The 19,254-nt window shown below is 72.6% G+C and carries 16 protein-coding genes; 4 read left to right on the plus strand and 12 right to left on the minus strand.

Going from position 1 to position 19,254, the window contains the following annotated elements:
* Positions 1-2 precede the first annotated feature (2 nt).
* Together ASG95_RS07770 and ASG95_RS07775 are read right to left on the minus strand one after the other, a co-directional pair.
* Positions 3-974, minus strand: coding sequence for an acyl-CoA thioesterase II (locus ASG95_RS07770; protein ID WP_235543601.1), 972 nt, complete (start codon positions 972-974; stop codon positions 3-5).
* Entirely contained in the window at positions 971-1,882 is a 912-nt protein-coding gene (locus ASG95_RS07775; RefSeq protein ID WP_056923627.1) for a LysR family transcriptional regulator, read from the minus strand. The genes ASG95_RS07770 and ASG95_RS07775 overlap by 4 nt, the downstream gene beginning before the upstream one ends.
* A gap of 82 nt (positions 1,883-1,964) precedes the next feature.
* Here ASG95_RS07775 and ASG95_RS07780 point away from each other — a divergent pair, with 82 nt between their 5' ends.
* The gene (locus tag ASG95_RS07780) at positions 1,965-2,933 is read left to right on the plus strand and encodes a DMT family transporter (RefSeq protein ID WP_235543603.1); all 969 of its coding nucleotides are present in this window, start codon (positions 1,965-1,967) and stop codon (positions 2,931-2,933) included.
* On the opposite strand, the gene ASG95_RS07785 is transcribed toward ASG95_RS07780, so the two are convergent.
* Both ASG95_RS07785 and ASG95_RS07795 read right to left on the minus strand, forming a co-directional pair.
* A complete protein-coding gene (locus tag ASG95_RS07785; RefSeq protein ID WP_056923811.1) occupies positions 2,916-4,367 on the minus strand; it encodes a PLP-dependent aminotransferase family protein in 1,452 nt (483 codons plus the stop codon). The two genes, ASG95_RS07780 and ASG95_RS07785, sit on opposite strands and share 18 nt — an antisense overlap.
* Before the next feature lie 743 nt (positions 4,368-5,110).
* Entirely contained in the window at positions 5,111-7,228 is a 2,118-nt protein-coding gene (locus ASG95_RS07795) for an ATP-dependent DNA helicase RecQ (protein WP_057378807.1), read from the minus strand.
* A 48-nt stretch (positions 7,229-7,276) separates the two neighbouring features.
* Between ASG95_RS07795 and ASG95_RS07800 the strand changes: the two genes are divergently transcribed.
* Positions 7,277-7,795 carry a thioesterase family protein gene (locus ASG95_RS07800; protein ID WP_082592426.1) on the plus strand — a complete coding sequence of 173 codons (519 nt, stop codon included), beginning with the start codon at positions 7,277-7,279 and terminating at the stop codon, positions 7,793-7,795.
* The gene (locus ASG95_RS07805; RefSeq protein ID WP_056923626.1) at positions 7,795-8,418 is read left to right on the plus strand and encodes a hypothetical protein; all 624 of its coding nucleotides are present in this window, start codon (positions 7,795-7,797) and stop codon (positions 8,416-8,418) included. Before ASG95_RS07800 ends, ASG95_RS07805 begins: the two co-directional genes overlap by 1 nt.
* 13 nt (positions 8,419-8,431) lie before the next feature.
* Here ASG95_RS07805 and ASG95_RS07810 read toward each other — a convergent pair whose 3' ends face one another.
* Positions 8,432-9,070, minus strand: a complete 639-nt coding sequence (locus ASG95_RS07810; protein ID WP_157581830.1) for a hypothetical protein — start codon at positions 9,068-9,070, stop codon at positions 8,432-8,434.
* A gap of 481 nt (positions 9,071-9,551) precedes the next feature.
* Positions 9,552-10,139 (minus strand): TetR family transcriptional regulator, encoded by a 588-nt coding sequence (locus ASG95_RS07815; protein WP_056923624.1) that lies wholly within the window; start codon positions 10,137-10,139, stop codon positions 9,552-9,554.
* Positions 10,140-10,226: 87 nt separating this feature from the next.
* On the opposite strand from ASG95_RS07815, the gene ASG95_RS07820 reads away from it, so the two are divergent.
* On the plus strand, positions 10,227-11,144 hold the full coding sequence (locus tag ASG95_RS07820) for an NAD(P)-dependent oxidoreductase (protein WP_056923623.1): 918 nt from the start codon (positions 10,227-10,229) through the stop codon (positions 11,142-11,144).
* On the opposite strand, the gene ASG95_RS07825 is transcribed toward ASG95_RS07820, so the two are convergent.
* The 6 genes from ASG95_RS07825 to pepN all read right to left on the minus strand — a co-directional run bounded on the left by ASG95_RS07825 (position 11,126) and on the right by pepN (position 19,196).
* Positions 11,126-12,562 carry an MFS transporter gene (locus tag ASG95_RS07825; protein ID WP_056923622.1) on the minus strand — a complete coding sequence of 479 codons (1,437 nt, stop codon included), beginning with the start codon at positions 12,560-12,562 and terminating at the stop codon, positions 11,126-11,128. The two genes, ASG95_RS07820 and ASG95_RS07825, sit on opposite strands and share 19 nt — an antisense overlap.
* Complete coding sequence (locus ASG95_RS07830) at positions 12,559-13,353, minus strand: glycerophosphodiester phosphodiesterase family protein (RefSeq protein WP_056923621.1); 795 nt, start codon at positions 13,351-13,353, stop codon at positions 12,559-12,561. The genes ASG95_RS07825 and ASG95_RS07830 overlap by 4 nt, the downstream gene beginning before the upstream one ends.
* Before the next feature lie 99 nt (positions 13,354-13,452).
* Positions 13,453-15,153 (minus strand): glycoside hydrolase family 13 protein, encoded by a 1,701-nt coding sequence (locus ASG95_RS07835; RefSeq protein WP_235543605.1) that lies wholly within the window; start codon positions 15,151-15,153, stop codon positions 13,453-13,455.
* A 134-nt stretch (positions 15,154-15,287) separates the two neighbouring features.
* Entirely contained in the window at positions 15,288-15,698 is a 411-nt protein-coding gene (locus tag ASG95_RS07840) for a globin (RefSeq protein WP_056923619.1), read from the minus strand.
* Entirely contained in the window at positions 15,695-16,639 is a 945-nt protein-coding gene (locus tag ASG95_RS07845; protein WP_057377112.1) for a mechanosensitive ion channel family protein, read from the minus strand. The genes ASG95_RS07840 and ASG95_RS07845 overlap by 4 nt, the downstream gene beginning before the upstream one ends.
* On the minus strand, positions 16,632-19,196 hold the full coding sequence (pepN, locus tag ASG95_RS07850; RefSeq protein ID WP_056923618.1) for an aminopeptidase N: 2,565 nt from the start codon (positions 19,194-19,196) through the stop codon (positions 16,632-16,634). The genes ASG95_RS07845 and pepN overlap by 8 nt, the downstream gene beginning before the upstream one ends.
* Positions 19,197-19,254 lie beyond the last annotated feature (58 nt).

Here is a 19,254-nt window from a genome sequence, read left to right on the forward strand (position 1 = left end):
GGTCAGGACTCCTTGACGCGGACCATGCCCTCCTGGGCGACGGTCGCGACGAGGGTGCCGTCGGCGGCGAACATCCGCCCGATCCCCAACCCGCGGCCGCCCGAGGCCGAGGGCGACTCCTGCGTGTAGAGGATCCACTCGTCGGCGTGCACCGGCCGGTGGAACCACATCGCGTGGTCGAGGCTCGCCGGGCGCAGCCGGCGGTCGGTCCAGGTGAGCCCGTGCTTGCGGATCACCGGCTCGAGGAGCGTGTAGTCCGAGGCGTAGGCGAGCACCGCCGCGTGGATCAGCGGGTCGTCGGGCAGCCGCCCCAGCGCCCTCATCCAGACACTCTGGTGGGCGGTGAGCTCGGGCCCGGGCGCCACGAAGAGGTTGTTCTCGACGTGGCGGTGCTCGATCGGGCGCTTCACCAGGTGACGGGCACCCGGGTGGTCGATGCCGCCGAACTCGTCGGCGAGCGAGCGGAGCTCGTCCGGGCCGGGGACGACGGGCATCGGGTCCTGGTGGTCCAGGCCCCCGGAGGCCTCCTGGAACGACGTGATCATCGACAGGATGGGCAAGCCGTCCTGGATGGCGTGCACGCGACGAGTGGAGAACGAGTTGCCGTCGCGCATCCGCTCGACCGCGAACCGGATGGGTTGCGTGTCGTCGCCGGGCCGCATGAAGTAGCCGTGCAGGGAGTGGATGTGCCGGGGGCCGTCGCCGTCGTCGACGTCCTGCATCGTGCGGCCGGCGGCGATCACGCACTGCGCCAGGACCTGCCCGCCGAAGACCCGCCCGTGGGGCATCTTCTGGCTGCGCCCCAGGAAGACCGTTGCCCCGGACTCGCCGAAGTCGGCGCGGTCGCCGACGCCCTCGACGGTGATCCTGGCCGTGCCCAGCTCCTCGAGGTCGAGGGTGTCGAGCAGGTCGGCCAGGGGGTCGAAGTCGGGGTCTGACCCAGGGGCGATGTCAGGGGTGCTCTCGTCGCTCACGCCTCGACCCTAGCGGGGGCGGTGACGCGCTCACGCAGCAGTGCGACGGCTCTCCGGGCGGCCGGGTGGTGCTCGACGGAGGCCTTCACGGCGACGTAGACGTGCCGCACCGGCGTGGGTGCCACGAGCGGGATCGCGACGACACCCGGGGGCAGCCGGGTCGCCCCCAGACCGGGCAGGACGGTGACGCCGACGCCGGCCGCCACGAAGGCGATCGCGGTGGGGTAGTCGTGCGTCTCGATGCGGAAGTCGGGGCTGAAACCCGCCTCGGCACAGGCGTCGAGGATGACCTGGCGGCAGAAGCCGCGGTTGAAGTCGTTGTCCACCCACTGCTCGCTCGCCAGCTCGGCGAGCGGGACGCTCCGAGCCCGGGCCAGCGGATGGTCGGTCGGCACGACCACGGCATAGGGGTCGTCGAGCAGGTGGTGCACGCGGGACTGGGCGCGGCCCGGGCGCAGGTGCTCGTCGGCACCGCCGACGAAGATCTCGAGGTCGGGATCGGGGTGCCCGTCGCCGAGCAGCTCGATGAGCCGCAGGTCGAGGCGCAGCTCGGGGAACTCCTGCATCAGCCCGGCGACGATCGGCGGGATCCACGCCGCCCCGGCAGAGGCGAAGTAGCTGATCGAGAGCCGCCCCACCCGACCGGCGCGCAGGTCACCGACCACCCCCTCGACGCCGCTGAGCGACTCCAGCACGCGGCCGGCCTCGTCAGCCAGGGTGCGGCCCGCCGCGGTCGGCTGGATGCCGCGACCCTTGCGCTCGATGAGCAGCAGGCCGGTCTCGCGCTGCAGAGTGGCCAGGTGCTGGCTCACCGCGGACGGGGTGTAGCCGAGCGTGGTGGCTGCCGCACCGACCGAACCGGTGGCGACGACGGTGCGCAGGACACGGAGGCGATGCACGTCGAGCATGCTCCGACCATACAGTGATGCTTAACGGAAGTGAAGGAACCATCGCTTGTGCTGATGTGTCCCCGCCCTCGACGATTGACCGGTGACCACCGCGACCAGTCCAGTCCTCGAGCCCCGCGACGCCACCCTGCCGGAGACCGCGCAGCCGCGGCGGCTGGTCAGCCCCGCCACCCGGGCGGCCGGGGCCGCGCTCGTGACCATCGTGCTCTGGGCGTCGGCCTTCGTCGTCATCCGCAGCAGCGGTGCGCACCTGTCGCCCGGGCCGATGGCCCTCGCCAGGGTCGCGGTCGCCGCGGTCGGGCTCACCCCGTTCGTGCTGCTCGGGCCCGGACGCGCTGCCGGCCCGCTGCTGCCCCGCGGTTGGCGCGCGGTGCTTCCCGTCGTGGGGTACGGCGCGCTCTGGTTCGCGGGCTACAACGTCGCGCTCAACGCCGCGGAGCGGCACGTCGACGCCGGCACGGCGGCGCTCCTGGTCAACGTCGCCCCCGTCCTCATCGCCCTCGGCGGCGGGCTCTTCCTCCGTGAGGGCTTCTCGCGACCGGTCTTCCTCGGGTGCGCCGTGGCCTTCGCGGGCGTCGCCCTGATGGCGTCGGACTCCAGTGGACGGCGCGACGGCGCGGGCATCGCCTTCGCCCTCGTGGCCGCGGTGCTCTACGCGTCGTCGGTGCTCCTGCAGAAGGTCACACTTAGCAGCGTGGACGCGCTGCGGGCCACCTGGCTCGGCTGCCTGGTCGGCACCGTGGTCACCCTGCCGTACGCGGGCGAGCTGGTGCGCGAGGCGCAGGATGCACCCACGTCGGCGCTGCTCGGGGCGGCCTACCTCGGTGCGTTCCCGACGGCGGTGGCCTTCACGACGTGGGCCTACGCGCTGCGACGTATGCCGGCTGGTCGCCTCGGACCGCTCGGCTACCTCGTGACCGTGCTGTCCGTGCTGATGTCCTGGGTCTTCCTGTCGGAGGTGCCGAGCACGCTCGCCCTGGTCGGCGGAGCGGTCTGCCTGGTCGGCGTGGTGGTCAGCCGCCGCCGCCCGCGCTCACGCGACGAGGGGTGAGCCACCGTGCCTCGACGGCCGGGCCGACTGCGCGTCGTCCCAGGCCAGGGCCAGGCGCTCGACCGCCTCGCCGACCACCTCCGTCGGGTGACCGGTGAACGGCAACCGGAGGAACCGCTCCATGCCACCCTCGACCGCGAACTGGGCCCCGGGAGCCAGCACGAGGCCGCGCTGGTCGGCCGCCGCGCACAGCGGGGTCGACAACGCCTCGGGCAGCTCCACCCACAGGCACAGGCCGCCCTCGGGCATGCGGAACCTCCACTGCGGCAAGCGAATCCGCAACGCGTCGACCAGGGCGTCACGAGTGGACACGATGGCAGCGCGCCGGTCCGCGATGATCTCTTCCCGGTGCGCGAGCAGGTCGGTCAGCACGAGCTGCTCCAGCACCGGCGCCCCGAGGTCGAGGGTCAGCCGGGCGCCCACGAGGGCGGGCATCAGCTCGCGGGGGGCGCGGATCCAGCCGATCCGCAGGCCACCCCAGAACGACTTGCTGGCGCCGCCCAGGGTCACGGTGCGCGGGTGGTGGGCGCCGAGCGGGCGGGGCATGCGGAGGTCGGGGTCGTGGGCGAGGTCGACCAGCGTCTCGTCGACGACCCCGACCGTGTGGGTGCCGGCCAGGGCGTCGCCGAGCTCGGCGCGCTGGGCGTCGGGCATGAGCGCGCCGGTCGGGTTGTGGAAGTCGGGGATCAGGTAGGCGGCACGCGGGGCGGTCTGGCGCAGGGCGGCCTCGGCGGCGCCGATGTCCCAGCCGCTGCGGTCGAGGGGCAGGGCCACCGCGCGCGACCCGGAGCGCCGCAACGTGTCGATCGCGTTGGGGTAGGTCGGGCTCTCGAGCAGCACGCGGTCGCCGGGGGAGAGCAGCGCGCGAGCCGTCACGGCGAGCCCGGCGAGGGCTCCGCTGGTCACCATGACCTGGTCGGGTGTCGTCGCCAGCCCGCGCTCGGTGAACCGCTGGGCGAGGGCCTCGCGCAAGGACATCAGGCCGAGTGGGTGGTAGCCCGTGCCGGCGAGGTAGCGGGGCAGCTCGGCCACGGCGCGCTCGTAGGCGGCGACCGTCCCCGGCGGGGCGCTCATCGAGGCGCAGGTGAGGTCGATGACGCCTCCGTCGTGCTGCTCGGACGACGGGTGCAGCGCGGTGCCCTGCCGTCGCCCGGCCGGGTCGCCCGGCAGCGCGACGACGCTGCCGGAGCCCTGCCGCGAGGTGAGGTACCCGCGGTCGCGCAGCTCGGCATACGCGCGCGTGACGGTGGTGCGGCTCACCCCGAGGGCGGTGGTGAGGTCGCGTTCGCTGGGCAGCCGGGTGCCCACGGGGACCCGCCCGTCTGCGACGAGGAGCCGCACGGCGTCGGCGAGCCCGCGGTACGCCGGCGCCGTCTCGAGGGCCGCGCCCAGCATCGGCACCAGCCGGGTCGCGGAGATTGCTCGGGTCGCCATGCAGACCACTTTCTCACGATTGGCTATGGAAGAACAGACCAATGCAGGCCAATCTTGGCACCATGACCCGCACCTCCCTCGCCTCCCTCACTCCCCGGCAGCAGCTGCGGGCCGGCCGCACCACCCGTCGGCTGGTCCAGCTCGCCGTGGGCCTGACCCTCTACGGGGTCTCGATGGGGATGATGGTCCGCTCCGGGCTCGGGCTGGACCCGTGGGACGTGTTCCACTACGGCATCGCCCAGCACCTGCCGGTCAGCTTCGGCACCGTGACGATCATCGTCGGGGTGGCGGTGCTGCTGCTGTGGATCCCGCTGCGGCAGTGGCCCGGGCTGGGCACCGTCGCCAACGTGGTCGTCATCGGTCTGGCCACCGACGCGACGCTGGCGCTGCTCGAGGCGCCCGACGCGATGGTCTTGCGGGTCGTGCTCCTGGTGGGCGGGATCGTCCTCAACGGGTTGGCCGGCGCGCTCTACATCGGGAGCCAGTTCGGCCCCGGTCCGCGCGACGGTCTGATGACCGGTCTCGTGCGCCGCACCGGGCGCAGCTTCCGGTTGGTGCGGACCAGCATCGAGGTGACCGTGCTCGTCGTGGGCTGGCTGCTCGGCGGGGTTGTCGGGCTCGGCACCGTGCTGTATGCCGTGCTGATCGGCCCGGTCGTGCAGGTGTTCCTGCCGATCTTCACCGTGCCGCTCGACGGCATGGCAGGCGTGGCCGGCCTGACGGCTGCAGGCAACCCTCCGGCGTCAGGCGTCGAGGGCCAGCACGAACGGCAGCACGCCGGTGGCACCCGCACGGCGCAGGGCGGCGGCCGCGACGGTGAGCGTCCAGCGCGAGCTAGCGATGTCGTCGACCAGCAGGGCGGGTCCGTCGAGCCCGCGCAGGCCTGACGCCTGCTCGGCGCCGACCTCCAGACGACCCCACACCCCGGCGAGCCGGAAGGCGCTGTTGCCGCCCGCCTCGCCGACCGGTCCACCGTCGACGGCGTCGAGGGCGCCCAGCCACTGCATCCGGCCCATCTCGGCGATGCCCCGGCCCAGCGACTCGACCAGGAGCGGACGGGTGCGGGACGGGACCATGGCCACGGCGACGGGTCGCTCGGTCCAGCCCCAGTCGCGCAGGATCGGCACACAGGCCCGCAACAGCTCGGGCGGCACCGCGGCATCGGGCGCTCGCAGGAGCGACCGGAGCTGCTGACCCCAGCCCAGGTCGGTGAGCCGGGCCACGGCCCGACCGGTCTCCATCGCCTCGTCGGGGCTGATCTTCCCTCGCACTGGCACACCGAGCCGGTCCATGCCCGTCGGCCACTGCGCCCGCGACTCCAGCTCGACCCCGGCCCGCTCGAGACGACCTCGCGCCGTGGTGACCGCGACGGCAGGGATGTCGGTGGGGAACCACACCCCGGCACACGAGTCGCAGCGTCCGCACGCCGCGGCGGAGTCGTCGTCGAGCGACTCCTGGAGGAACTCCATCCGGCAGCTGCCGGTCTGCTCGTAGCTCACCATGAGGTCCTGCTCGCGCACCCGGGCTGCGGTCACCCGCGCGTAGCGCTCGGCGTCGTAGGTCCACGGCTGGCCGGTCGAGGTCCAGCCACCCGGCACCCGCTGGACGGCGCCGTCGACGTCGAGCACCTTGAGCAGGAGCTCGAGCCGGGTGCGCCGGATGTCGACGATCGACTCCAACGCTGCGGTGGACAGCGCCTTGGCCGAGCCGGCCAGGGCGGTCAGCACGGCGTCGGCCTGCTCCTGACGGGGCATCGAGGCGGAGGCGAAGTAGGCCCAGATGTCCTTGTCCTCCGGGCCGGGCAGGAGCAGCACGTCGGCCCGCTCGGTGGCGCGACCGGCACGGCCGACCTGCTGGTAGTAGGCGACCGGCGACGAGGGCGCGCTGAGGTGGAGCACGAAGCCCAGGTCGGGCTTGTCGAACCCCATGCCCAGCGCCGAGGTCGCCACGAGCGCCTTGACCTGGTTGTCGCGCAGCATCGCCTCGAGGCGCTCGCGGTCGGCCGGGTCGGTGCGGCCGGTGTAGGCCCGCACCTCGTGGCCCGCCTCGCGCAGGGCGACGGCGATGTCCTCGGCGGCCGACACGGTGAGGGTGTAGACGATGCCGCTGCCGGGGAGCGAGTCGAGGTGGGCGAGCAACCAGGCCAGCCGCTGCTCGGGTGAGGTCAGGGCCATCACGCCCAGGCGCAGCGAGTCGCGGGCGAGGCCGCCGCGCAGGGTCAGCACGTCATGGCCGCCGGCCCCGAGCTGCTCGACCACGTCGGTCACGACGCGGGCGTTCGCGGTGGCCGTGGTCGCCAGCACCGGGGTGTCTGCGGGCAGCACCGTGAGCAGGTCGCGGATCCGGCGGTAGTCGGGGCGGAAGTCGTGGCCCCAGTCGGACACGCAGTGGGCCTCGTCGACCACGAGCAGGCCGCACCGGCGGGCCAGGTCGGGCAGCTGCTCGTCACGGAACCGCGGGTTGTTGAGGCGCTCGGGGCTGACGAGCAGCACGTCGACCTCGTCGGCCGCCAGCGCCGCCGAGACCTGCCCCCACTCGTCGGCGTTGGCGGAGTTCATGGTCACCGCCCGGATCCCGGCCCGGCCCGCGGCGGCGATCTGGTCGCGCATCAGCGCGAGCAGCGGCGACACGATCACGGTCGGGCCGGCGCCCTCGGCCCGGCGCAGGGCGGTGGAGACGAAGTAGACCGCCGACTTGCCCCAGCCGGTGCGCTGGACGACGAGCACCCGGCGGCGCCGGCCGACCAGCGCCTCGACGGCCTCGAGCTGGCCGTCGCGGAAGTCGACGTCGTCGCGGCCGACCAGGCGCCGCAGCACGGTGGTGGCCTGGGTGTGCAGGTCGGGTGCCGCGGTGGTCTCCATGGCGACCACCGTATGCCGCCGGCCCGACAGCCCTGCGAGGATGTCCACATGGCCCACGACCAGCACCCCGACGGGAGTCCCGACGACCGCCGCGACTCCACCGAGCCCACCGCCCGGTACCGGGTCAACGTGCCGCTCCGCTGGAGCGACATGGACGCCTATGGCCACGTCAACAACGTGCAGTTCCTCCGGCTGCTCGAGGACGCCCGCGTGATCGGCTTCGAGGACTGGTTCGGCCAGGACCGGTCGGTGCTCTCGGAGGGGATCCTCGTCGCGCGCCACGAGATCGAGTACCTCGCGCCCCTGCTGTTCCGGGTGCCGCCCATCGTCGTGGAGATGTGGGCCACCAAGATCGGGGGCGCCGGCTTCGACCTCGCCTACGAGGTGCGCGACGGGCGGCCGTCGGCCGAAGGTGGCGAGGGCGACGTGGTCTACGCCCGCGCGGAGACGACGCTGGTCCTCTACGACTTCGCAACCAGCACCCCGCGACGGATGGACGACACGCTGCGGGCCATGCTCAGGGCGCACTCGGGTGAGCCGGTGCCCTTCCGCTGGCGTCGACGCTGATGGAGCTGACCTTCCCCGACCCGCAGGGCCTCGACGACCTGCGCACCTACGTCGCCCGCGCCAAGGCCGCGGACGAGGACGGCGCGATCCGGCTCCAGGCGACCGGGCAGACGTTGGCCGCCTACGTCGGCGTCCTGCCGGGCAGCGGCCTGATGGCCGAGGGGGTCGTGATCGGCCTGCGGGCGATGCCGCTGGCCGAGCCGGTCCACCTCGACGTCACGGTGTCGCTGGCCGCGGTCACCGACCGCCTCGCCCGCGAGGGCGGCTCCACCCTGTCCCTGCCCCCGGTGACCGTCAGCGTCGCCTGGGCGGCGATGGCGCCGCCGCGTGGCGGGTGGGAGCGCGTCGGGGCGGTCACCGCCGACGAGGTGTATGCCGTGGCGCGACAGGGGATCGAGGAGGTCGCCTCGGGCGCCCCTGCGGACGCGGGGAGCGCGGCCGTCACGGCCCTGCGCCGACGGGTGTGGGGGCGGCTGACGACCACGACCCCGCCGGTTCCTGCGGGCGGCGCCTTCGCGGCATACGTGCTGGGGTTCGCTGCTCCCGGGGCAGAGATGACGGTGTGGGCGCACGGCCGGTGGACCCGGCTGTCAACGCCCGCAGGTCACGTCCTGATCCGCTGACCGGCCACCACGGTCACTCCGTCGCGGCCGTCCAGAGCCGGGTGCCGGTCGCCGTGCCCGTCACGAGGACCAGCCGCCCGGGTGACGCGGCCAGCGACACCGGTCGACCGGGAGGTCCCCGGAAGGCGACCCAGCCGCTGCCCTCCTGACGAGCCAGCACGACGGCCTCGCGCCCGGCCACCGCGACCCAGACAGAGCCCGCTGTCACGGAAAGGGCTGGAGGCACGCCCGATGAGGTCGGCACCGCGGGCAGGGGCGATCGGGTGACGGACGCCGGCGCCACCTCCCATGCCGCGGGAGCATCCCCGTCGAGCCCGGCGACCCAGCAGGCGTCACCTGCGCAGGCCGCACTGGTGGCGCGGGCCGAGGGGCTCCTCGTGGGCAGGTCATGGCGCGTCCACGGCCCGCTCACCTTGGGTGCCGTCCACGTCGTGGCGCGGGTGACGACGGACGAACCTCCGCCCAGGTCGGTCACGGAGCCGGCCACGAGGAGCCGCGTGGCTGACCAGCCGACTGCCGCAGGCTGGGGCAGGAGGCGGCCGGTGCTGGCCAGAGCAGGGTCGGCAGGGACGCGGTCCCACCCGTGCGGCGCGGTGTCCGTCCAGAGCCTGGCGTCCAGGCCCGGGCCGTCGTCGTCCCACGTCCCCGCCACCACAGCTCCTCGGCCGAGTCCGACCGCGGCCAGCCCGCCCGATCGTGGTCCACCGAAGGTCTCGAACGGCTGGGGTTCCTCGACGAGGCGTGCCGGCGTGCCGTCCCACACGGTCCACCGGGGGAGGCCGTGGGCCCCGCCTGACGCTCGCCCGAGCGCCAGGACGCGCCGGCCGTCGGTGGCAAGGTCGACCCAGCGGGCGCCCGGGGCGTAGACGCTGTGCGGCTCGAGCCTGACCGGGCCGGAGCGGCCGTGCCCGGCACGTCGACCCGGTACATCGATGCCCGTTCCCCGGTGCGGGTCGCGACCAGGACGACTCCGTCGCCCGCGCGGACCAGCAGCGGGCGCGCACCGGCAGGGAGGTCCACGGCCGCCCACTGCATGGGCCGGGGAGAGGGCATGGGCACCGGCGCAGGGGTGCTGCTGCAGCCCACGGCGCCGCCGAGCAGCAGGGCGCTCGCCACGACCGTTCGCAGCCTCCTCACGGCAGGGCTGCGTCCAACAGCGGCGCGAGCTCCCTGGACACCACCCGAAGCGCGTGGGTGTCCCGCTCGGCGCGGGCCAGGACCAGGCTTCCTTCCAACGCTGCGAGCATCAGCGTGGCGAGGGCGGCGGCCCGAGCCGGCCGCACTCCCATGGTCCGCAGGCCGGAGCGCAGGGGCTTCTGCCAGGTGGCGAGAGCAGCCGCTGCGGCCGCCCGTACCTGCGGGTTGGCGTTGGCGGTGTCGACGACCGAGGCGGCGACAGGGCAGCCGCGCGCGAACTGCCGGTCCTCGAGCTCCGCAGCCCACTGGCGCACCAAGTCGTTGAACATGCCAGAAGGACTGGGCCGACGTGTGTCGCGGAGGTAGGCGCGGACCTGTGCGGCAGCGAATTCTCCTGACCACTCGAGCGCCTCGGTCACCAGCTGGTCCTTCCCGCCGGGGAAGTAGTGCTGGAGTGAGCCGCGCGGGGCGGCGGCACGGGTGGCGACGGTCCGCAGGGCCGCGCCTCCGACACCGTCCTCGCGCATGGCCTGCGCGGCCTCGTAGACCATCCGTTCCCGTGGGGACCGCTGCGGCTTCTCCATCGACCCACACTATGACACTTGTCATGATCGCTCTACTATGACAAGTGTCATGACAGGGTCGTGACACACCTGGACAGGAGGATCGACATGACGGTCGGATTCATCGGGCTGGGCATTATGGGGCGACCGATGGCGGCGAACCTGCTCGCAGCAGGTCAGGACCTGGTGGTGTGGAACCGCTCGGCACCGGCGCTCGACCACCTCGCGAGCCTGGGTGCACGGAGGGCTGTCGACGTGGCCGAGGTCTTCGAGCGAAGCGAGGTCGTCCTGCTCATGCTGGCCGGGGAGAGTGGGGTGGACGCCGCGTTGCCGAGAGGCACCGAAGAGCTCACCCACCTGGTCCGGGGACGCACCGTGGTCCACCTCGGGACCACGTCACCGTCCTTCTCGGTCGCACTGGGACGCGAGGTCGAGGCAGCCGGTGGCTGGTACGCAGAGGCACCTGTCTCGGGGTCGCGACCGGTCGCAGAGGCGGCCCAGCTCGTCATCATGCTCGCCGGTGAGGCAGCGGTGCGGTCCCGCGTCGCGCCGCTTCTCGCGCCGCTCGGCAGGGCGGTCGTCGAGACGGGCCCGGTGGGCAGCGCGCTCCTCACCAAGCTGGCGGTGAACCTCTTCCTCATCACCCAGGTGACCGGCCTGGTCGAGGCGTTCCACTTCGCGGCCGCGCACGAGCTCGACCTCGAGGTGTTGCAACGGGTCGTCGACGAGGGGCCGATGGCGAGCACGGTGTCCCGCGCCAAGCTGGCCAAGCTGGTCGCGGGTGACTGGGCCGTGCAGGCAGGCGCCGCCGACGTGCTCATGAATGCCGAGCTCGTGGTCTCGGCCGCCCGGCAGGCCGGGGTCGCCACACCACTGGCCGATGCGGCGCACGACCTGTTCGCCGAGACCGTGGACGGGGGGTGGGGAGGCCTCGACATGGCCGCGGTCATCGCTGCAGTCCGGGCGCGGTCCAGCCGTCCCGGCGGTGCGGAGCCGGGGCCGCGGGCTCAGGTCCTGATCCGCTGACCGGCGACCACGACCAGGGCGGCGACGACGCTGAGTCCCAGCCACATGCTCACGAACACCGGGACGTCCTGGCCGGCGGTCGTGTGCCGGGCCGCGAAGACCGCGCCGGCGGCGGCGATGCCGAGCACCGAGCCCAGGACGTCGGCGAGCTGGAGCGACGACGACGTCGTGCCGTGGTCGGCAGGCGACGTGAGGGTGAGTGAGAGCACCGAGAGGCTCGCGGTGCCCAGGCCCATGCCCATGCCGCAGGAGACGAGCGCCACGGCGATCAGCCACGGAGGCCAGGCGAACTGCGCGACCGCCACGATCGCGAGCAGGCCCGCGGTCAGCAGCACGCCACCGGCGACCACGAGCTGGTGGCGACGCCCGGCCCAGCGGTCGCGGCCCTGCACCCACGAACCGGTGGACCACCCGAGCGACCCGACCGCCAGGATCGTGCCGGCCGTCGCGAGGGTCTGACCACGCTCGTTGACCAGCATGAGCGGGATGTAGGTGATCGTGCCGAAGAACGAACAGGTCAGCAGGAAGCGCGCCAGCATCACCGACGGCAGCCCGCGACGCAGCAGCCAGGTGCCGCGCGGCAGGAGCATCGGTGCGGTGGCGGCGATCCCCGCCACACCGAGGACGGCGACCGCGGTCTTGGTCGACCAGCTGAGCTCGAGGTCGTGGGTGCCCCACTGGAGGGCGCCCGCGGACACCGCGATGAGCACCCCGAACCACGCTGCCCGGGCGTGCTCGCGGTGGTCGCGGCTCGACTCGTCGATACCCTCGTCGGCGGCTGCGATCTGTGCGCGCCGGGCGAAGACCAGCGCGAGGGCGGCGACGACCGGCACGACCACGAGCCAGAAGACCCAGCGCCAGGACCACGTCGTCGTGACCCATGCGGCGACCGGTGGACCCAGCAGCGAGGGCAGCACCCACGCGGCGGAGATCACGCTGAACACCTTGGGCCGCAACGACTCCGGGTAGGCCCGGCCGATGACGACGTAGCCGGCGACGATGATCAGCCCGGCTCCCAGGCCGGCGACCCCACGCCCGGCGAGGAACGGCCCGAACGACTGCGAGCCGCCACACAGGCCGCACCCGGCCGCGAACAGGAGCTGGCCCGCGAAGAGGGAGGGCAGCGGACCCAACCGGTCGCACCAGACACCGGCCAGCACGATGCCGAGCAGCTGGGTCGTCAGCATGACCGAGAAGGCGAGCCCGTAGGACCGCACCGCGTCGAGCTCGCGGGCGGCGTCCGGCATCGCCGTGGAGACCGCCATGCCCTCGAAGGCGATCACCGTGATCAGCGCCAGCAGGGAGACGGACAGCAGCACGTAGCGCGGGTGGAAGACGCCGACACGCGCCTCGGGTGCGCTGCCCGGACCAGCATCCTCGACACCCTCCGGGGCAGGGTGTGGGGTGGGCGTGGTCACTGGCGCAACGGTACGCCGCGCTCGGTCAGGACGTCGGCGAGGGTGTCGATGCGGTCGGACACGATGCCGTCCACGCCGAGGTCGAAGAGCCGGTGCATCTCGTCGGCGTCGTCGATGGTCCAGACGTGGACGTGCTTGCCCATCGCGTGCACCCGCTCGACCAGCCCCGGCGTGACCAGGTCGAGGCGACGACCGCCGACGAGGTGCCCGGTCGGGATCTGCAGGACGGCCGCGGGGGAGCGCAGCCACGAGGCGACCCGCTGGGGGGCCAGGCGCAGGGCGGCCACCTCAGCCGGTCCGGTCGCGGTGGCCAACCCCGGTCCGAGGAGCCGGCGCACGGCCCGCAGCCGCCGGTCGGAGAACGAGCCGACGCAGACGCGGTCGATCGCCCTGTGTCGACGGATCACCTCGGCCAGGGGCTCGATGGCTCCCGGCGCCTTGACGTCGATGTTGATCCGGGTGTCCGGAAACTCCTCGAGCAGGTCCGAGAGCAGGGGGATCGGCTCGGTGCCGTGGATCCGGGCGACCCGCACCGCGGCATACGGGAGGTCGGCGATCACGCCACGCTGGTCGGTGACCCGGTCGAGCCGCAGGTCGTGGAAGGCGAGCAGCGTGCCGTCCACCGTGGCGTGCACGTCGGTCTCGAGGTAGCGGTAACCCATCCGTACCGCCTCGCGGAAGGCCGCGAGGGTGTTCTCGAGGTGCAGGTTGGCCGCGAGCTTCGCCCCACCCCGGTGCGCCAGCCCGATGGGGGTCGGGGCGTCGAAGAAGGCGAAGTCCGCGGCTCTCACGCGCCCATTCTGTGCCACGACCCGACTCCGTCAGCCGGTTCGATGTGAACGCGCCGGGGATTCCCGGCGCGTTCACATCGAATGAGGGTGAGGGTCACGTCAGAGAGCGGCCCAGACCGTCGTGTCGGTCGGCACCAGGCCGTCGTCGGTCAGGTCGCCCGAGGCCACCACGACGGTCGCGCCGTCGGGCAGCGCCACCGGCTCGGTGCCGAGGTTCGCGATGACGAGGGTGTCCTGGCCCTGGCCCGTGTTGACCAGGGCGACCACCTCGTCGCCGAAGCCCTCCGCGAACCGCAGCCCACCCGTGCCGAGCTGGCGGTCGCGCCGCGTCCGCAGCAGGGTGCGGTAGAGCTCGAGCGTCGACCCCTCCACGCCGTCCTGCTGGTCGACGGCGTAGTCGCCGTAGATCGCGGGCTGCGGGAGCCAGGTCTGGTCGGTGGGACCGAAGCCGAACGACGGCGCGTCCTTCTCCCACGGGATCGGGACGCGACACCCGTCGCGGCCGATCTCCTTGCCCTTGCTGCGGATGAAGGTCGGGTCCTGGCGGAACTCGCCGGGCATGTCGGTGGAGTCGGGCAGGCCAAGCTCCTCGGCCTGGTAGAGGTAGGCCCCACCCGGCAGGGCGAGCATGAGCGTGGTCGCCGCCCGCGCCCGCCGGAGCCCGAGCGCCCGGTCGGGCTGCGGGTCCTCGGCGCTGATGCCGTTGGGCCGGCGCTCGCCGACCGGCAGGCCCAGCCTGGAGGCGTGCCGCACCACGTCGTGGTTGGACAGCACCCAGGTGCTGGGGGCGCCCACGGAGTCGGCCGCCGCGAGCGAGGACTCGATCACCTCGCGCAGGTCCTCGGCGCGCCACTGGCTCTGCAGGAAGTCGAAGTTGAACGTCTGGTGCATCTCGTCCGGGCGGATGTAGCGCACCGCGCGCTCCTGGGGTCGCACCCAGGCCTCGGCCACGAGGATCCGGTCGGGCTCGCCGTACTCGGCCAGCACCTTGTGCCAACGGCGGTAGACGTCGTGGACCGGGTCCTGGTCCCACATCGGCGGCATCGGGGCGCCGGGCTTCACCTCGCCGTCGAGGATGTGCAGCTCGGCGTCGTAGTCGGGCAGCCCCTTCTCCTTGATGAGGCCGTGCGCCACGTCGACCCGGAAGCCGTCGATGCCGCGGTCGAGCCAGAAGCGCAGGATCGACTCGAACTCGTCGCCGACCTCGGGGTTGTCCCAGTTGAGGTCGGGCTGCTTGGTGTCGAACAGGTGGAGGTACCACTGGCCGGGCTGTCCGTCGGCCTCGGTGATGCGCGTCCAGCCGTTGCCGCCGAAGACCGAGTGCCAGTCGTTGGGCGGCAGGGCGCCGTCCGGGCCCTTGCCGTCGCGGAAGATGTAGCGGTCGCGCTCCGGGCTGCCGGGTGCGGCGGCGAGCGCCGCCTGGAACCACTCGTGCTCGTCGCTGGTGTGGTTGGGGACGAGGTCGACGATCACCTTCAGACCGAGCTCGTGGGCCCGCGCGACCATCGCGTCGGCGTCCTCGAGCGTGCCGAACAGGTCGTCGATGTCGCGGTAGTCGGCGACGTCGTAGCCCGCATCGGCCTGGGGCGACTTGTAGAACGGGCTGAACCACACGGCGTCGACGCCGAGCGCCTTGAGGTAGTCGAGCCGGGCGGTGACACCGGGCAGGTCGCCGATGCCGTCACCGTCGGCGTCGGCCCAGGACCTGGGGTAGATCTGGTAGATCACGGCGTGCCGCCACCAGGCTGCGTCGGCCGAGGCTGCGGGGTGGATGAGGTGCGTGGAGAGGGTCGTCGTCACGGGAGACAATGCTGACGCATCGAACGCGTTCGGGGAACCCAGCCTGCCACCGTCTTGCCCAGCGGAACCACCCGCGAGCCGGAGGGTATGCCGCGTGGCCGGGCCACGCGGCACCCCGCACCGTGAGCGGTGGGTCAGTCCTCGTCGAGCGAGTTCACCATCGAGTGGGCGGCGCGCTCGAGGTAGTCGCGCAGCAGCAGGTCGTTCGCCGGGGGGAGGTCGAGGGTGTCGACCGCGGCCATGATGTGGTGCAGCCAGCGGTCGCGCTGCAGAGGGGTCACCTTGAACGGGTGGTGCCGCATCCGCAGCCGGGGGTGGCCACGTTGGTCGGAGTAGGTGGTCGGGCCACCCCAGTACTGCTCGAGGAACATCCGGAACCGCTCCTCGGCCGGTCCGAGGTCGTCCTCGGGGTAGAGGGCGCGCAGCGGGGGGTCGGTGGCCACTCCCCGGTAGAACTCGTGGACCAGCTTGCGGAAGGTCTCGTGCCCGCCGACCTGGTCGTAGAAGCTGCCGAACTGCTCGCCACCGGGCGACTGGATGCTCATCGGGCGCCTGCCGCGGGGCCGAAGGGCGTCATGACCGGGGCCTTGACGCCGTTCTCGTCGAAGGCGGCCTTGACCCGCTCGCGGATCTCGCGCGAGACGCCGTACTGCTGCTCGGGGGCGGTCTTGGCGATCACGCGGATCGTCACGACCGAGCCGGTCATCGACTCGACCCCGACGACCTGGGGCTCCTCCAGCAGCTTGTCGGTCCAGTCGGGGCTCTGGTCGAGCTCGTGGACCACGGTGCGGATCAGCGGGATCACCTTGTCGAGGTTCTCGGAGTAGGCGACCGGGATGTCGACCATCGCGGTGGACCAGCCCTGGCTCTTGTTGCCGATCCGGATGATCTCGCCGTTGCGGATGTACCAGACCACGCCCTGGCCGTCGCGCAGCCGGGTGACTCGCAGCGAGACCTCCTCGACGGTGCCGATGGCCTCGCCGGTGTCGACGACGTCACCGACGCCGTACTGGTCCTCGAGGATCATGAAGATGCCCGAGAGGAAGTCCTTGACGAGGCTCTGGGCGCCGAACCCGAGCGCCACACCGCCGACCCCGGCCGTGGCGAGCACCGGTCCGAGGTTGATCCCCACCGTGGTCAGGATCGTGAGGACCGTGACCATGACGACGACGAAGGTGACCATGCTCCGCAGCAGCGAGCCCATGGTCAGGGTGCGCTGGCGGTGCCGCTCGTGGGCCGAGCCGGTGGCCTGGGCCAGCACTCGTGCCGCCCGGCTGCTCTCGCCGGTCCGCCGGGCGTCCGACCGGGCGAGGGTCGTGGCGACCACCCGACCGATCGATCTCAGCGCCAGCCAGCGGAGGATGACGGCCGCGACCACGGTGATGACGATGTCCAACGGCTGGCCGGTGAACCAGTCCCAGGCCGAGTGGGGAGTGACCTCGAGCAGGGCATGCAGGTTGAACCCGTCCAAGAACCTCTCAGGCATCGGCATCACGCTGCTGCGCGCGCAGGGCGCGGGCGATCGGGTCGCGGTTCTCCGTGACCAGGCGGCGCAGGGCCGCGGGCGCGTCGGGGTGCGCCAACAGCCAGGCCTCGGTGGCGTCGTGGAGCCGCTGGTCGGCCAGGACCGTGGGGTAGAAGCCGCGGACCAGGATCTCGATGATGGCGTGCGACCCCTTGCCCTCCACGGTGTCGAGCATCGCGTGGTACTTCTCGACGTAGGGCTCCAGGAGCGTGTTGTCGTGCACCGTCGCGAAGCCGGCGGCGACCGACTCGAGGATCGAGTTGGGCAGACCGGTCTCCTCCACGCCACGGCGCCAGGCCTCGGCCTTGGCCTCGGCGGTCGGGAAGGACGCGCGGGCCTGCTCGGCGTGCTCGCGCCCGGTGGCCGTGTTGTCGCGCGCCAGCTCGGCGTCGATGTCGGCCGTCGTCGCCGCGCCACAGGCGGCGAGCGTGGTGAGCAGTCGCCAGCGCATGTCGGTGTCGATGGCGAGGCCGTCCAGCACCTCCGTGCCGTCGAGGAGGCCACGCAGGTATGCCGCGTCTTCGCCACCGCGCTGGTGCGCGGCATACGCCCCGACCAGCTGGAGCTGGGCGTCACTGCCGGGCTCGGCGGCCACAGCGAGGGCCCGCAGGTCGCGGGCGGCGCTCGCGAGCGCCGCCTCGCGGTGGGCCGGCGCGACATAGAGGTGCAACGCCGTCTGCAGCTGGCCCAGGAGCACCCGGAGCAGGGTCGAGTCGGTCTCGCCGGGGAGCGAGGCGAGGACGAGCGCCGCGAAGTCGCGGGCCGACATCTCGGCGTCGCGGGTCATGTCCCACGCGGCGCCGAGGACGAGGGCGCGGGGCAGGCTGTCCTGGAACCCGCGCGGGTGCGCCAGGGCGGTCGCGAGCGAACGCTCGTCGAGGCGGATCTTGGCGTAGGCGAGGTCGTCGTCGTTGACGAGGAGCAGGTCGGGGGCCGGGCGACCGACCAGCTGCGGCAGGTCGGTGGACTCCCCGTCGACGTCGAGCTCGATCCGGTCGGTGCGGACCAGCGCGCCACCGCCGGGGGCGCTGTCGTCGACGTCGTACAGGCCCACGGCCAGGCGGTGCGGACGCAGCGTCTCGAACCCCTCGGCGTAGGTCTGGACGATCCGCGCGGAGGAGACCAGACCCTGGTCATCGGTGTCGATCTCGGGGTGGAGGGTGTTGACGCCGGCGGTCTCCAGCCACAGCTTCGACCAGGATCCCAGGTCGCGCCCGGAGGTGGCCTCGAGCTCGCGCAGCAGGTCCTCGAGCCGGGTGTTGCCCCAGGCGTGCTTGGCGAAGTAGGCCCGCAGACCGGCGGTGAACGGCTCGCGGCCGACGTAGGCGACCAGCTGCTTGAGCACCGAGGCGCCCTTGGCATAGGTGATCCCGTCGAAGTTGACCTCGACGTCCTGCAGGTCGCGGATCGGCGCGACGATCGGGTGGGTCGAGGACAGCTGGTCCTGGCGGTAGGCCCAGGACTTCTCGGAGGTGCCGAAGGTGGTCCAGGCGCTGGTCCACTCGGTGGCCTCCGCCTGGCAGGTGGTCGAGGCCCACTCGGCGAACGACTCGTTGAGCCACAGGTCGTTCCACCACTTCATCGTCACGAGGTTGCCGAACCACATGTGGGCCAGCTCGTGGAGCAGGGTGAGCGCGCGACGCTCGACGAGGGCCTCGGTCACCTTCGAGCGGAAGACGTAGATCTCGCTGATGGTGACGGCGCCGGCGTTCTCCATCGCGCCCATGTTGTACTCGGGAGTGAAGAGCTGGTCGTACTTCTCGAACGGGTACTCGCAGTCGAACTCCTCCTCGAAGAAGGCGAAGCCGAGCTTGGTGCAGGCGAAGACGTTGTCGGCGTCCAGGTGCTCCAGCAGCGACTGGCGGCAGAAGATCCCCAGGGGCACCGTGCCGCGGCGGGTCTCCACCTCGTCGCGCACCACGGCGTAGGGGCCGGCGACGAGCGCGGTGATGTAGCAGGACATCCGCGCGGTCGTGCCGAACGCCCACGTGGCCACGCCGGCACGCACCGGCGTCGGCTCGGGGGTGGGGGAGTTGGACACCACCTGCCAGTGGTCCGGGGCGGTCACGGTGAACGCGAAGGTCGCCTTGAGGTCGGGCTGCTCGAAGACCGCGAACATCCGGCGGCAGTCGGCCACCTCGAACTGCGAGTAGAGGTAGACCTCCCCGTCCACCGGGTCGGTGAAGCGGTGCAGCCCCTCGCCGGTGTTCATGTATGCCGCGGTGGCGTCGACCGTGAGCGTGTTGCGCTCCGCCGTGGCCGGGACCCGGACGCGCACGCCGTCGAAGTGGGTGGCCGGGTCGAGCGGCTCGCCGTTCAGGGTGATCGCTTCCACGGACGGGGCGATCAGGTCGACGAACGTCTCGACGCCGGGCTCGGCGCTCGTGAACGTGATCGTGGTCGTGCTCCGGAACGTCGTGTCCGAGGTGGTCAGGTCCAGGGTGACGTCGTAGTGGTCGACGGCGATGACAGCGGCGCGGGCGGTGGCCTCGTCGCGGGTGAGGTTCATGCCAGGCAACGGTGCTCCTGCACGTAGGGAGGTCGAGTGGTTTCGGCGGCCATCCTCGCACGGGTGG

Origin of the sequence: Phycicoccus sp. Soil803 (assembly GCF_001429685.1) — a bacterium.
GTDB lineage: Bacteria > Actinomycetota > Actinomycetes > Actinomycetales > Dermatophilaceae > Pedococcus.

Excerpts from the sequence above, each read along its gene's own strand:
- ASG95_RS07840 (WP_056923619.1), bottom strand. The coding sequence starts at position 15,698 with ATGAGCATCCAGTCGCCCGGTGGCGAGCAGTTCGGCAGCTTCTACGAC.
- ASG95_RS07775 (WP_056923627.1), bottom strand. The coding sequence starts at position 1,882 with ATGCTCGACGTGCATCGCCTCCGTGTCCTGCGCACCGTCGTCGCCACC.
- ASG95_RS07795 (WP_057378807.1), bottom strand. The coding sequence starts at position 7,228 with ATGGAGACCACCGCGGCACCCGACCTGCACACCCAGGCCACCACCGTG.
- ASG95_RS07820 (WP_056923623.1), top strand. The coding sequence starts at position 10,227 with ATGACGGTCGGATTCATCGGGCTGGGCATTATGGGGCGACCGATGGCG.
- ASG95_RS07805 (WP_056923626.1), top strand. The coding sequence starts at position 7,795 with ATGGAGCTGACCTTCCCCGACCCGCAGGGCCTCGACGACCTGCGCACC.
- ASG95_RS07785 (WP_056923811.1), bottom strand. The coding sequence starts at position 4,367 with ATGGCGACCCGAGCAATCTCCGCGACCCGGCTGGTGCCGATGCTGGGC.
- ASG95_RS07815 (WP_056923624.1), bottom strand. The coding sequence starts at position 10,139 with ATGGAGAAGCCGCAGCGGTCCCCACGGGAACGGATGGTCTACGAGGCC.
- ASG95_RS07845 (WP_057377112.1), bottom strand. The coding sequence starts at position 16,639 with ATGCCTGAGAGGTTCTTGGACGGGTTCAACCTGCATGCCCTGCTCGAG.
- ASG95_RS07800 (WP_082592426.1), top strand. The coding sequence starts at position 7,277 with ATGGCCCACGACCAGCACCCCGACGGGAGTCCCGACGACCGCCGCGAC.